At 73.2% G+C, this 13,456-nt stretch carries 15 protein-coding genes; 14 read left to right on the top strand and 1 reads right to left on the bottom strand.

The window, feature by feature from the left end; all coding sequences use genetic code 11:
- Window positions 1–165: 165 nt before the first annotated feature.
- From ftsZ to ACGGAQ_RS12105, 14 genes are all read left to right on the top strand, one after another.
- Window positions 166–1,281 (top strand): cell division protein FtsZ, encoded by a 1,116-nt coding sequence (gene ftsZ, locus ACGGAQ_RS12040; protein ID WP_234588050.1) that lies wholly within the window; start codon window positions 166–168, stop codon window positions 1,279–1,281.
- A 9-nt stretch (window positions 1,282–1,290) separates the two neighbouring features.
- Window positions 1,291–2,034, top strand: coding sequence for a YggS family pyridoxal phosphate-dependent enzyme (locus ACGGAQ_RS12045; protein ID WP_393047546.1), 744 nt, complete (start codon window positions 1,291–1,293; stop codon window positions 2,032–2,034).
- A 189-nt stretch (window positions 2,035–2,223) separates the two neighbouring features.
- Window positions 2,224–2,919 carry a cell division protein SepF gene (locus ACGGAQ_RS12050; RefSeq protein ID WP_354856138.1) on the top strand — a complete coding sequence of 232 codons (696 nt, stop codon included), beginning with the start codon at window positions 2,224–2,226 and terminating at the stop codon, window positions 2,917–2,919.
- 30 nt (window positions 2,920–2,949) lie between these two features.
- Complete coding sequence (locus ACGGAQ_RS12055; protein WP_088949372.1) at window positions 2,950–3,255, top strand: YggT family protein; 306 nt, start codon at window positions 2,950–2,952, stop codon at window positions 3,253–3,255.
- Window positions 3,256–3,299: 44 nt separating this feature from the next.
- Window positions 3,300–4,106 carry a DivIVA domain-containing protein gene (locus ACGGAQ_RS12060; protein WP_007463015.1) on the top strand — a complete coding sequence of 269 codons (807 nt, stop codon included), beginning with the start codon at window positions 3,300–3,302 and terminating at the stop codon, window positions 4,104–4,106.
- Between the two features lie 80 nt (window positions 4,107–4,186).
- On the top strand, window positions 4,187–4,951 hold the full coding sequence (locus tag ACGGAQ_RS12065) for a hypothetical protein (RefSeq protein WP_393047552.1): 765 nt from the start codon (window positions 4,187–4,189) through the stop codon (window positions 4,949–4,951).
- Between the two features lie 5 nt (window positions 4,952–4,956).
- Window positions 4,957–5,268, top strand: coding sequence for a DUF167 domain-containing protein (locus tag ACGGAQ_RS12070; protein ID WP_393047555.1), 312 nt, complete (start codon window positions 4,957–4,959; stop codon window positions 5,266–5,268).
- A gap of 22 nt (window positions 5,269–5,290) precedes the next feature.
- Window positions 5,291–6,790, top strand: coding sequence for a potassium/proton antiporter (locus ACGGAQ_RS12075; protein ID WP_393047558.1), 1,500 nt, complete (start codon window positions 5,291–5,293; stop codon window positions 6,788–6,790).
- Window positions 6,791–7,012: 222 nt separating this feature from the next.
- The gene (locus tag ACGGAQ_RS12080; RefSeq protein ID WP_007463005.1) at window positions 7,013–7,432 is read left to right on the top strand and encodes a TraR/DksA C4-type zinc finger protein; all 420 of its coding nucleotides are present in this window, start codon (window positions 7,013–7,015) and stop codon (window positions 7,430–7,432) included.
- A 65-nt stretch (window positions 7,433–7,497) separates the two neighbouring features.
- Window positions 7,498–8,112 carry a signal peptidase II gene (gene lspA / locus ACGGAQ_RS12085; RefSeq protein ID WP_393047562.1) on the top strand — a complete coding sequence of 205 codons (615 nt, stop codon included), beginning with the start codon at window positions 7,498–7,500 and terminating at the stop codon, window positions 8,110–8,112.
- Window positions 8,109–9,053: an RluA family pseudouridine synthase gene (locus ACGGAQ_RS12090; protein ID WP_393047565.1), complete on the top strand. Its 945-nt coding sequence runs from the start codon at window positions 8,109–8,111 to the stop codon at window positions 9,051–9,053. The genes lspA and ACGGAQ_RS12090 overlap by 4 nt, the downstream gene beginning before the upstream one ends.
- Window positions 9,054–9,095: 42 nt before the next feature.
- Complete coding sequence (locus ACGGAQ_RS12095; RefSeq protein ID WP_393047568.1) at window positions 9,096–10,124, top strand: hypothetical protein; 1,029 nt, start codon at window positions 9,096–9,098, stop codon at window positions 10,122–10,124.
- A gap of 95 nt (window positions 10,125–10,219) precedes the next feature.
- A complete protein-coding gene (locus ACGGAQ_RS12100; protein ID WP_393047570.1) occupies window positions 10,220–11,914 on the top strand; it encodes an AAA family ATPase in 1,695 nt (564 codons plus the stop codon).
- Between the two features lie 56 nt (window positions 11,915–11,970).
- Window positions 11,971–12,810: a DUF2567 domain-containing protein gene (locus tag ACGGAQ_RS12105; RefSeq protein WP_393047573.1), complete on the top strand. Its 840-nt coding sequence runs from the start codon at window positions 11,971–11,973 to the stop codon at window positions 12,808–12,810.
- On the opposite strand, the gene ACGGAQ_RS12110 is transcribed toward ACGGAQ_RS12105, so the two are convergent.
- On the bottom strand, window positions 12,725–13,429 hold the full coding sequence (locus tag ACGGAQ_RS12110; RefSeq protein WP_393047577.1) for an LON peptidase substrate-binding domain-containing protein: 705 nt from the start codon (window positions 13,427–13,429) through the stop codon (window positions 12,725–12,727). The genes ACGGAQ_RS12105 and ACGGAQ_RS12110 overlap by 86 nt on opposite strands.
- Between the last annotated feature and the right edge of the window lie 27 nt (window positions 13,430–13,456).

Consider the following 13,456-nt stretch of genomic DNA (forward strand, 5'->3'; position numbering starts at 1 on the left):
CGCTTACGTTGCCCCGAAGAGCTTCAGTGGTTGACATAACTGTAAGCCTCTAGTAGAGGGTGAGGGTTCACCCCTGACTCTCGCTGGTGACAGCTGTCGTCGGCCGCTGGTCTGGCCACGCCGTACCCGGTCGGCCGAAGCCAATCTCGAAGGAAAGGACCGGAGATGACACCTCCGCACAACTACCTGGCGGTCATCAAGGTCGTCGGCATCGGGGGCGGCGGCGTCAACGCCGTCAACCGGATGATCGAGGTTGGGCTCAAGGGCGTCGAGTTCATCGCGATCAACACCGATGCCCAGGCGCTGCTGATGAGTGACGCCGACGTCAAGCTCGACGTCGGCCGGGAGCTGACCCGTGGCCTGGGGGCCGGGGCCAACCCGGACGTCGGCAAGAACGCCGCGGAGGACCACCGCGACGAGATCGAAGAGGTGCTCAAGGGCGCCGACATGGTGTTCGTGACGTGCGGCGAGGGTGGCGGCACCGGCACCGGCGGCGCGCCCGTGGTGGCCAACATCGCCCGCAAGCTCGGCGCGCTGACCATCGGCGTGGTGACCCGCCCGTTCTCCTTCGAGGGCAAGCGCCGCCAGGTGCAGGCCGAGACGGGGATAGACGAACTCCGCAACCAGTGCGACACGCTGATCGTCATCCCGAACGACCGGCTGCTGGCGCTCGGTGACCGCAACATCAGCATGATGGACGCCTTCCGCACGGCCGACCAGGTGCTGCTCTCCGGTGTGCAGGGCATCACCGACCTGATCACCACCCCGGGTCTGATCAACCTGGACTTCGCCGACGTCAAGAGCGTGATGAGCGGCGCCGGCAGCGCGTTGATGGGCATCGGCAGCGCCCGCGGGGAGAACCGCGCGGTCGAGGCGGCCGAGGCGGCCATCTCCAGCCCGCTGCTGGAGCAGAGCATGGACGGCGCGCGCGGCGTGCTGCTCTCCATCGCCGGCGGCTCCGACCTGGGCCTGTTCGAGATCAACGACGCGGCCCAGCTGGTCACCGACGCGGCCCACCCGGACGCCAACATCATCTTCGGCGCGGTGATCGACGACGCGCTCGGCGACGAGGTGCGGGTGACGGTCATCGCGGCGGGCTTCGACGGTGGCACGCCGGCGTACAAGGCGGCCGAGCCGACCCGCAAGACCAACACCAACCAGCCGGCGCCGCAGAGCACCCCGGTGCCGCCGCCGGCCACCCTGCCGGCTCCGGCCCAGTCGCCGCGCCGGGTGCTCTTCGACGACGTGGACGTGCCCGACTTTCTCAAGAACGGTTCCTGAGCGCCGCCGATGACCGACAGTTCAGCCACGGTACGACCGGACCGCCGCGCCGAACTCGCGGCTGGCCTGGCCCAGGTGCGAGCCCGGATCGCCGACGCCTGCGCGGACGCGGGCCGGGACCACACCGACGTCACGATGATCGCCGTGACCAAGACGTACCCGGCCGGGGACGTGCTGGCGTTGGCCGGGCTCGGGGTGACCGACATGGGGGAGAACCGCGACCAGGAGGCGGCCGGCAAGGCCGCCGAGGTGGCTGCGGCCGGCGTACGCCCCCGCTGGCACTTCATCGGGCAGTTGCAGCGCAACAAGGCCCGCTCGGTCGTCCGCTACGCCGACGTCGTGCACTCGGTGGACAGCGTGCGGCTGGCCCGCGCGCTGGGTAACGCGGCGGCGGAGCGGGAACGGCCGCTGGACGCCCTGGTGCAGGTGAGCATCGACGGCGACCCGGCGCGCGGCGGCGCGTTGCCCGACTCGGCCGATGAGGGCGCAGGGCTGGAGGCGGTCGCCGCGGCGGTGGCCGACGCGCCCGCGCTGCGGTTGGCCGGTCTGATGGCGGTGGCGCCGCTGGGGTGGTCGCCGGAGCGGGCCTTCGCCCGACTGGCCGAGGTGGCCGAGGCGTTTCGGACCCTCCATCCGGGAGCGACAGCGTTGTCGGCGGGAATGAGCGGCGACCTGGAAATCGCGATCCGATACGGCGCGACACATGTCCGCGTCGGTAGCGCGTTGCTCGGAATGCGTCCCACGCTGCGGTAGCCTGACCGCGAGACAGGCAAATTACATCAGTGTTGTTTCAGGGCGGCGGATCCTTGTGGGGGTCGTGACGCGCGACGCGAATCGCGCGCCAGGGGGATTGCCGTTCCGGTCCGATGGGCATGGTTGTCCACTCGCGACGGGCGACATGGCACGGGGGCGAGTGCCGCACGGCGGACGGAAGGGCGCGGGATGGGTGCACTGCGCAAGGCGGGGGTCTGGCTCGGTCTCGTCGAGGAAGACGACGAGCGGGCCTACGACGACGGTGGCTACGACAAGGGTGGCTACCGCGACTCGCGGTACCGGCAGAGCCGGTACGCCGAGGAGTTCGCCGACGAGGACGACGACGACACCGAGGAGCCACCGGCTCCCCGGCCGCGCTCCAGCGAGCGGGGCCGGCTCTCCGAGCGGTCCACCGGGCGCGGCGGCGAGTCCGACCGCGGTGACGGTGAGCGTCCGGAGCGGGCCGAGCGGTCCAGCGTACGGTCGATCACGCGGTCCTCGGCCGGCGACACGTCGGGCGCGCTGACGTACCACACGCGCGACAATCTGGCCCTCGCGCCGCAGGCCGCGACGCGGGAGCGCGTGGCCGTGCCCGAGGAGGAGCAGCGGTACCAGATCACCACGCTGCACCCGACCACCTACCGCGAGGCGCGCACCATCGGTGAGCACTTCCGCGACGGCGTACCAGTGATCATCAACCTCACCGAGATGGATGAGGCCGACGCCCGCCGTCTGGTTGACTTCGCGGCCGGTCTGGCGTTCGGGCTGCGCGGTACGATCGAGCGCGTGACCAATCGGGTGTTCCTGCTCTCACCGGCCAATGTCCAGGTCACCGCGGAGGACAAGGCCAAGATCGCTGAGGGCGGTTTTTTCAGCCTGAGTTGACCCCGCCCGACCCGAGGGACGTCGCTGACCGTGTTGTCGATCTTACTGCAAGTGTTGTATCTGGTCCTTTATGTCTTCCTGCTTCTTCTTCTGTCCCGGTTCGTGTTGAGCGCTGTTCTGCAGTACGGCCGGCGGTGGCAGCCGGGACGCGGCGCATCGGCAGGACTGGAATCCGTGTGGAGCGTCACTGATCCCCCTCTCAACGCGTTGAGGCGTGTGATCCCTCCGCTGCGAATTGGTACCGTGAGCATCGACCTGGCCTCCCTTGTGCTCCTGGTTATCCTGTTCGTGCTGATGGAGTTCGTGTTAGGGCCGTCGATCAGGGCATCTGCCTGATGACCGACGCGCTTTCGCGGCCGCAACTGACCCGAGGAGTTTCGATGCCGCTGACCCCGGCCGACGTCCACAACGTCGCCTTCAAAAAACCGCCGATCGGCAAGCGGGGGTATGACGAGGAGGAGGTCGACGCTTTCCTGGACGAGGTGGAGCGCGAGCTCGCCCGTCTCATCGAGGAGAACAACGAGCTGCGCGCCCAGGTGGAGCGCGGCGGCCGTGGCGGTGCCCCCGCCGGCCCCGGCGGCGACGCCCGGCTGGCGGCGGAGCTCAACGACGTCAAGGCCCAGCTGGACCGGGTGCAGCGCGACAAGTCCGCTGCCGAGCAGGCCGCCCGCGCCATGCAGGCCGAGCTGGAGCAGGTCCGCGCGACCGGCGGCCCGGCTGGCGGCGTCACCGGTGACGGTGAGCAGCAGGCCCTCCGCGTGCTGATGATGGCCCAGCGCACCGCCGACGACCACGTGTCCGACGCGCGCCGCGAGGCCGACCAGCTCCTGTCCGAGGCCCGGAGCAAGGCCGAGGAGGTGACCCGCGAGGCGCGCGCGAAGGCCGACGCCCTGGAGCGGGACGCCCGCCAGCGGCACCAGGAGGCCATGGGCGGCCTGGACGCCAAGCGCACGGCCCTGCAGAAGCACATCGAGGAGCTCAAGCAGTTCGAGCGCGAGTACCGCACCCGGCTCAAGGCGTACCTGGAGAGCCAGCTGCGGGACCTCGACGGTCGCGGCCAGGGCCTCGAAGCCGAGATGACCCGCTCCGAGGCAGGCCGGGTCGCCGGCGGCAACGGGCTGGCGGCGGCAGGTCTCGCCGGTTCGTACGGCGGCGGGCGCTCCGGCGCCCTCGAAGCCGGACGCTGAGCACCGGCCGGCGATCGCTGTCCGCAGATGGTGACGGTCGCCGGCCCTGCCTGGACGGTACGACGCGGCGGGGGTGAGCCGTGATAGTCGCGAGTCTTCTGCTCATCCTCGTCGCTGTGGTGCTGCTGGTGTTCGGTCTGGCCGGTGGCTCCAGCGTTCTGTTGACCATTTCCATCGCGGCCAGTCTGCTGGCCGCCGTCGCGTTGGTGGTGGGCGCCCGCCAGGCAGCCGCCAACCGCGCGACGGCGGATCCCGGTCGGGCCGGTCCGCGGGACCGCGCGACATTCCGCAGGGCCAGCCAGGCCCAGCCGGGTTTCGCGTACGGTCCACCGCTGGCCGAGCCGGATGTGCCGGTCCAGCACGTACCTTCGACGGTCGGCAACGGCGGCACCGGGTGGCGGCAACCACCCGAGCCGCCGTCCGACCCCGACGCGGCCCCGCCCTTTGACACGGCCCCGCCCTATGATGCGGCCCCGCCGTTCGAGCCCGAGGCGCCGCTCGTGACCCCGACCGACGGGTCACGCTCCTCGCCCGTCAGCCCGGCATCGCCCTTCGTGGCCCGCGGCGACGAGGCGTACCCCTCCGACACGACGTCGATCGACGCGCTGGCCGACGAGCCGGCCGAGCAGCCGATCACCCCTGCCGAGGCGGCCCGGGTCGCCCGGCTGTCCGACCCCGTCGTGGTGGTCGACGGGCGGCCCCGCTACCACCTGGCCGGGTGCCGACGCCTGGCCGGCCGCGTGCCCGAGACTCTTGCAGTCGCCGAGGCCGTCGAGCTGGGCTTCACGCCGTGTGCGACGTGTGCGCCGGCCACCGCCCTGCTCACCGACGCCCGGCCGATCTGAGAGCCGTGTCGGTGCCCCCGCAGGACGCGCTCACCGTCGCGGTACGGGTGAAGCCTGGCGCCTCCCGCGACACCGTTGGCGGCCGCTTTGACGGCACGTACGGGCCCGCCCTGGTGATCGCGGTCCACGCTCGCGCCGTGGACGGCCGGGCGACCGAGGCGGCCCGCCGCGCCCTCGCCGACGCGTTGGGCGTCCGGGCGGCCACGGTGTCGCTGCGCACCGGCGCGACCAGCCGGGACAAGCTGTTCGTCGTCGACCGGCCCGGCCCCGAGCTGACCGACGTGCTGCACCGACTGCGCGACGGATCCGCAGGGTGAGGACCGCCCGGGCTCGGCAACCGTGACGCCCGGGCTGGACATCGCGCTGCTGCTCGGCGCGGCCGTGCTGCTGGTGGCGGTCGGCGCCGTCCGGCTCTCCAGCCGCCTGGGGGTGCCCAGCCTGCTGTTCTACCTGGCGCTGGGCGTGGCCATCGGCGAGGCCGGGCTAGGTATCCGCTTCGATGACGTCGAGCTGACCCGGACCCTCGGCTTCTGCGCGCTCATCGTGATCATCGCCGAGGGTGGCCTGACCGCCCGGTGGAGCGCGCTGCGCCCGGTCCTCGGGTTGGCCTCCGCGCTCTCCACGGTCGGCGTGATCGTCAGCATCGTGGTGGTCGGCATCGTCGTACACCTGTTGTTGGGTCTGGACTGGCGGCTGGCGTTGCTCTACGGCGCGGTGCTCTCCTCCACCGACGCGGCGGCCGTGTTCGCCACCCTGCGACGGCTGCGGCTGCCACCGCGGCTGGTGGCCACACTGGAGGCCGAGTCGGGCATGAACGACGCCCCGGTGGTGCTGCTGGTGGTGCTGCTGTCGCACGCGGGCTGGTCGCATCCGTGGTGGTACGAGGTCGGCCTGGTCTGCTACGAGCTGGGCGTCGGCGCGGCGGTGGGCGTGGGCGCGGGCCTCGCCGGCACGTGGGCGCTGCGCCGGGCGGCGCTGCCGTCCGCCGGGCTGTACCCGATCGCGGCGGTGGGGATCACCGTCCTGGCGTACGCCGCCGGCGCCGTGCTGCACGCCTCGGGCTTCCTCGCCGTCTACGTGGCCGGGGTGCTGCTGGGCAACGCCCGGCTGTCGCACCGGCAGGCGATCCTCGGCTTCGCCGACGGGCTGGCGTGGGTCGCCCAGATCGGGCTGTTCGTGCTGCTCGGGTTGCTGGTCTCGCCGGGCCGGTTGGACGCGGCGGTGCTGCCGGCGGTGGTCGCCGGTCTGGCGCTGGTGCTGCTGGCCCGGCCGCTGTCGGTGGCCGTCTCGGCGTTGCCGTTCCGGCTCGGCCTGCGGGAGCAGGCGTTCCTGTCCTGGGCCGGGCTGCGCGGGGCGGTGCCGATCGTGCTGGCCACCATTCCGCTCTCGGAGCGGGTGCCGGGCGCGGAGCGCCTCTTCGACGCGGTCTTCGTGCTGGTGGTGATCTTCACGCTGGTGCAGACCAGCACGCTCGGTCCGTTCGCCCGCTGGCTGGGGACCACCGCGCCGGCCGAGGCCACCGAGATCCACGTGGAGACCGCGCCACTGGAGCGGATGCGGGCCGATCTGCTCCAACTTGAGGTGCCTCCGGGCTCGCGGCTGGCCGGCGTGCACGTCGACGAGTTGCGGTTGCCGCTGGGCGCCTCGGTGACCCTGGTGCTGCGCGACGGGGTGGGCTTCGTGCCCGGCCCGGACACCCGGCTGGAAACCGGCGACAGCCTGCTGATCGTCGCCACCGGTGGGGTGCGCGACGCCGCCGAACGGCGGCTGCGGGCGGTCAGCCGACGCGGTCGGCTGGCCCGATGGTTTGGCGAGTACGGGGATGAGGCGGTCGGTTGATCTGCTAGCGTTCCCTTTGCCCCGGTTAGGCAGGGCTCGGGGCTGTTGAGCGGTGCGACGGTGCGCCACGTTGTCGGACGCCTGTACGTTCCGTATTCTTGCCAACCTCCGGAGTGCGCGGCCATCGTCGCCGTGCGCCCCTTTTCGTACTTGGGGGACGCCTTCGTCGGCGCCCCTGACCAGGTGCCGCGACCGAGCGGCTCCGCGGCCGAGGAGCGACCCATGGCGAAGCCAGCCGACACCAGGACCGCCGGCCGCAAGCCGGTGGCCAAGGCCACCCGCAGCGCGGCGGAGACCGAGAAGATCCGGGCGGCGCTGGCGGCGCGGCGGGACGAGCTGCGCGCCGAGTACGATCAGACGCTGAGCGAGATCACCGAGCTGCAGCGCGATCGGTTGACGGACTCGGCCGGGGACGACCAGGCCGACACCGGCACCAAGACGTTCGAGCGGGAGCAGGAGATCTCTCTCGCCAACAGCATTCTGGAACGGATCACGCAGGTCGAGCGCGCCCTGGAGCGCCTCGACGAGGGTGGTTACGGCTGGTGCGAGCGGTGCGGCAACCCGATCCCGGTCGAGCGCCTCGCCGCCTTCCCGTCGGCCACCCTGTGTGTGACGTGCAAGCAGTTGGAGGAGCGGCGCTGACGCCCGGTCCCCGTCTGCGATGAGACGGTGAGCGATCACCGCCGACACACCTCGATGGGGAGCGCATGACCGCAGCACCGCCCGCCGAACCCGGCCGTACCGACCCGGGCGGCGGCAAGCCCCGGCCCCGGGCTGTCGCGATCCTCGCCGGGGTGGCCCTGGTGGCCCTGCTGGCCGACCTGCTGACCAAGCACCTCGCGCTGGCCGCGCTCAGCGACCGGGAGCCGGTCCGGGTGCTGGGCGGGCTGGTCTACCTGAGCCTGACCCGCAACAGCGGCGCCGCGTGGAGCATCGGTGCGAACTACACCTGGGTGTTCCCGCTGATCACCATCGGCGTGGTCGGCTGGATCGTCTGGATGGCGCTGCGGCTGCGTTCCCTGCCGTGGGCGATCTCCCTCGGCCTGGTGCTCGGTGGCGCGCTGGGAAACCTCATGGACCGGATTTTCCGGGCGCCCGCGCCGTTCCACGGCCACGTGGTCGACATGATCAGCGTCTTCGGGCCGTACGGCGAGTACTTCCCGGTGTTCAACCTGGCCGACAGCTCGCTGGTCTGCGGTGTGCTGCTGGCCGTGCTGCTGGAGCTGACCGGTCGCCAGCGTGACGGCCGGCGGGCCGGCGGTGACGGCGCCCCCGCCGACGCGGACGCCACCGCCGACGCCGAGCAGAGGGAGCGGGCATGACCTCCACGTTCGCCGCAGGTGGCGACCACCGTTCGCTGCCCGTGCCCGACGGTCTCGACGGCATGCGCCTGGATCAGGCGGTGTCCCGGCTGTTCGGCCTCTCCCGTACCGCAGCCGCCGCCCTGGTCGACGCGGGCGACGCCCTCGTCGACGGCGCTGCCCGGCCCAACTCGCACAAGGTCAAGGCCGGCTCCTGGCTGGAGGTCACGCTGCCCGCCCCGGTCGCCCCACCGACAGTGGTGCCGCAGGCGGTGCCCGGCCTGCGCGTCGTGTACGCCGACGACGACATCGTGGTGGTGGACAAGCCGGTGGGCGTGGCCGCGCATCCCAGCCCGGGGTGGACCGGCCCGACGGTGATCGGTGCCCTCGCCGCGATCGGGCACCGCATCTCCACCAGCGGCGCCGCCGAGCGGCAGGGCGTGGTGCACCGTCTCGACGTGGGCACCACCGGGATCATGGTGGTGGCCAAGAGCGAGCAGGCGTACACGGCGTTGAAGCGGGCCTTCAAGTACCGCGAGGTGGACAAGGGCTACCACGCGGTGGTGCAGGGGCACCTGGACCCGCTGCGGGGCACCGTGGACGCGCCGATCGACAGGCACCCCACCCACGACTACCGCTGGGCGGTGGTGTCCGGCGGTAAGCCGAGCATCACCCACTACGACACCCTCGAGGCGTTCCCGGCGGCCAGCCTGGTCGACGTGCGACTGGAGACCGGCCGGACGCACCAGATCCGGGTGCACTTCTCCACGCTGCGGCACCCCTGTGTCGGTGACCTCACCTATGGCGCCGATCCCACCCTCTCGGCCCGTCTCGGCCTGGCCCGACAGTGGCTGCACGCCCGCGAACTGAGCTTTTTGCACCCCCGTTCGGGGGACGAGGTCCGGTTCGTCAGCGACTACCCTGACGACCTGGAACGTGCGCTTGAGATCCTGCGTGACTGAGCGGCGACCACCCGACATCGATCCGACGAGGGGATCCCGCCTGTGCGCGCCGGCGACCTGCTGCGGCAGCTGGACCAACGGCTGCTGCCGCCGCTGACCCGGGCGGTGGCCCGTCTCGGTGACCGGTCGGGGCGGTCCGGGGTGCTCACCTGGGCCGCCGTGCTCTCCGTGGCGGCAGTGCTGGGCACCGCCGTGTGGGCCGCCGACGATGCTCCGGTGGGCGACCGGACGGTCGGCGAGGTGACCCGCGTCGGGGTGGCCGACGGCGACTGGGTCCCCGGCTACCTGCGTTCGGCCGCGGCCGATCTGGCCGCGCTGAGCCCGACGGCCCCGGCCACCGGGGACGGGACGTACGCCCTGGTGATGCTCGACGCGTACCTGCCGCCGCAGCGGCTGGCCGCGGTGCTCGGTGACGTGTCGGTGTCGACGGTCTTCGGCCGGGTGCCGCTGCCCGGGCGGCAGACCGAGATCGTCCGCATCCCCGCGTCGCGAATGCCGGACGACGTGGTCGCTCAGATGGCGCAGGTGGCCGCCCGCAAGGACGGCGAGGCCGCCGACTACCGGGCCAGGGCCGCCGAGGTGCGCGGCGACGGCGCCGCCGAGCGCGAGTTGCGCCAGCGGTACGTCATCGGGGCAGACGTGGCGAGCGCCGAGGCGGCGGCGTACCGCACCGGCTGCGCCTGCGTCTACGCGGCGGTGGTGCGCGCGGCGCCGGAGGTGCTGCGGGGCGTGGCCTCCCGCCCTGACGTGCGGGCCGTCGATCCGGCGCCCGAGGTGTACCGACTCGACCGTACGGTCTTCACGCCGCCGCTGCCCGAGCAGCGCGACGTGGTCCGCCCGCCGGCCGACACCGGGCCGAGCCCGGAGCCGACGACGCTGGCGAGTGGCGGGCCGACGTCGAGCACGCCCATGCCGCCGGTGCCGATGGGCGAATCGTCGGAACCCGCACCGCTCGTAACGATTCCGTCACCCGCGTCGCCCTCGGCCGAACCCACCGAGGCGGCCCCGCCGGGTGTCGCCACCTCCCCGGACGCGATCGACGAGGGGCTGCTGACGCCCTCCCCGTCGTGATCTGCGCCGGGTGGTGTGCGTGCTCAGGTGTGGTCCGAATAGGGTTTGGTTCGTAGCCTGTCAGACAGAGATCGATGGTGCTGGGAGGGCGGGCCGTGGAGGGCAGTGAGACCGGCTGGGGCCGGCCGGCCGAACCAGCGCCGAGGTGGCGGGCATTGCTGGACCGCGCCCGGCTGGGCGGTCGGGCCGCTGAGCAGCCCGAGCCCGAGCGCCGGGCCGACGAGGCGCCGCCGGACCCACTGCCGCGGCGCGCGGCCCCCAACGGCTACGCGGGGCGGGCGTCGGCCATCGGGCATCCGGCCGATCTGTCGTACGGCCAGGAGCCCGGTTACCGGGCCGAGGCGACCTACCGGGTCGATCCCGCCTACCGGGCCGAGCCTGGGTACCGGGCCGAGCCGGACTACCGGGCGGAGCCCGCGTATCGGGCCGAGCCGGACTATCGGGCCGAGCCCGCGTACCGGGCGGAGCCGGACTATCGGGCCGAGCCCGCGTACCGGGCGGAGCCGGACTATCGGGCAGAGCCCGCGTACCGGGCCGAGCCGGACTATCGCGCCGAGCCGACGTACCGCGCGGACCCCGGTTACCGGGCCGAGCCGACGTACCGTGCCGACCCGGGCTACCGGGCCGAGCCGACGTACCGCGCCGACCCGAGCTACCAGGCCGAGCCCGAGCCGCCGCCGCGCCGGGCCGAGCCCGAGTCGCGCTACGCCCTCCTGGACAACGGCTACCGGCCGGGCAACCCGGCGGGGGAGTCCCGCTACGCGCTGCTGGAAACCGGTTACCAGCCGGAGACCGGCTACCCGAGCGCCGCGCCGCCGGTGACCCCGCCGGTCCCGGCGGTCGCGCCGCCACCGGTCACTCCGCCGCCCGCCCCGCCGGTCACTCCGCCGCCCGCCGCGCCGGTCACCCCGCCGCCGGGCTCGGCAATCGCCGAGCGCGGCTACCCCGCCCGGATCGAGTGGCGGCCGCAGGGCGTCGACCAGGAGCTGGAACGCGCCACCGGCGTGCTCCGCCGCGATCTGGGCACACCCCGTGTGTTCGCGTTCGCCAACCCCAAGGGCGGGGTGCACAAGACCACCGCAACGGTGCTCGCCGCCGCCACCGTCGGCAGCGTCCGGGGGCGGGGCGTGCTGGCGTGGGACGACAACGAGCTGCGCGGCACCCTGGGGCTGCGCGCCGGCAGCGCCCGCCACGCGCGCACCATCCGGCACCTGATCGGTGACCTGGCCCAGATCGAGATCCTGGAGGGCGCGACCCTGCTGGAGCGGCTGGACGACTACCTGCGGCACGCCTCCGACGGCTCGTACGACGTGCTGGCCGGCGAGGAGAGCCCGCGCTTCGCCCAGCGGCTCGACCAGTTCACCGTCAAGCGGGTGCTCGAGCTGCTGCGGCGTACGCATGACGTGGTCTGCGTGGACACCGGCAACAACGTGGAGAGCGCCAACTGGCGCACCGTGATGCAGGCCGCCGACCAACTGGTGGTGACCACCGTGCCCCGGGAGGACGCGGCGTTCAGCGCCGACTGGATGCTCGACCTGCTGCACGAGGAGGGCATGGGCGAGCTGGCCGACAACGCGGTCACCCTCATCTCCTGCCCCACCCCCGGCCGCTCGCCCCTGCAGGACGACCTGGAGCGGCACTTCGCCACGCGTACCCGCGCGGTGGCCGTGGTGCCGTACGACCCGGCGTTGGAGACCGGCTCGTCGATCGAGTACCACCAGCTCCAGCCGGAGACCCGGCAGGCGTGGCTGCGCGCCGCCGCGGCCATGGCGGAGCCGTTCGCCCGGTGAGTTGGTTCGCCGCCACCGGCGCCCCGGTCCGTCTCGGGGCCTGAGAGGATCATCGGGTGAGCCCGGACAACCCCGACCCTGAGCGGCACGTCGACGACGCCGACCGGCCCGCCCCACCCCCACCGTCGGGTGCGGCGCCCGCGGAAAGCGAGTCGGCCGTGCCGCCACCCGCCGCGCCACCGCCGGGGTTCGACTTCGGTGCGGGTCCCGCCTCGACGGCGTACCAGAGCGAGCTGGAGCTGACCTTCGACGAGCCGCGCCGGCCGCTGCGGACCGTGGCGACGGTGCTCGGCGTCGTGCTCGCCCTGGCCGTGCTGGGCGGGCCGCTCGGGCTGCTCTGGGCCGTGCTCGCGCCGGACACCCCGGTGCTCAAGACCGCCGAGGGCGCGATCTACGCCGATCCCCAGCCGGAGCAGCCGATCGCCGCGGACGGCTGGTTCAGCCTGCTCGGGCTGGCCTTCGGGGTGCTCGCGGCGCTGGCCCTGTGGTTCCTGCTGCGCCGGCAGCGCGGCCCGGTCGGGCTGCTCGCCGTGGTGCTGGGCACGCTGGCCGCCGCCCCGGTGGCCTGGCAGGTGGGGCGCCGGGTCGGGCTGGCGACCTTCGACCGGCTGCTGGACACCGCCCCGGCCGGGCAGGCGTTCACCAAACCCGCCGACCTGCGCGCCGGCGGAATCGACTGGCTTTTCGGCGTGCTGCCGGTGCCGCACGGCAACCTGCTGCTGCCGGCGTTCGGCGCCGCCGTCACGTACACCCTGCTGGCCGGTTGGTCGCGCTGGCCGGGCCTGCGGCCGGAGCCGGACCCGGCGGCCCTCAGTTGGGTGTCGGCGGGGACGCCAGCTCCGACAGCGGCACCGGAACCGCCCGCACCTGGCGCAGCAGAGCCGCCTCGCGGTTGAGCAGTCGCAGCTCGGCGCGGAGCCGGGCGGCGGTGTCGTCGATCGCGAGCAGCCGTTGCCGGTCGTCGACGGTCAGCGCGGCGGTGGCCGCCACCAGGTGCGACAGCACCGTCGGATCCTCCGGCAGCTGCTCGGAGATCTCCTCCGGGTCGGGGCGGATCAGCCCCAGGTACTGCCGGAACACGGCGATCACCCGGGCGGCCAGCAGGTCGGCCACCTCGTCCGGCCCGGTGGCCTCGGGCAGCCATTCCACCGCAGCCGTCAGGTAGGGCGCGGACGTGTCGTCGACGTCGGCGATCCGGAAGCGACGGCGGCCGACAGTGACGATGTCGAAGCCGCCGTCGGCCAGCTCGGTGACCTGGCGCAGCTCGGCGGTGCAGCCCACCTCGTGCAGGGTGACGTCGCCGACACCGGCGCTCGCGCGGGCGCCGGGCCCGGCGGGCGCGACCTCCCAGCCGGCCTGGATGGCCACCACCCCGAACTCGCGGGACGCGCCCTCGGGCAGGTCGACAAGGTGCCGGACCAGGGCCCGGTAGCGCTCCTCGAAGATGTGCAGCGGCAGCACCAACCCGGGAAAGAGCACCGTTGCGAGCGGGAACACCGGCAGCCGTGCGGTCACGTGGTCGAGCCTAACCAATCGCGTCCG

It is taken from the genome of Micromonospora sp. NPDC047557, assembly GCF_043205095.1.
GTDB lineage: Bacteria > Actinomycetota > Actinomycetes > Mycobacteriales > Micromonosporaceae > Micromonospora.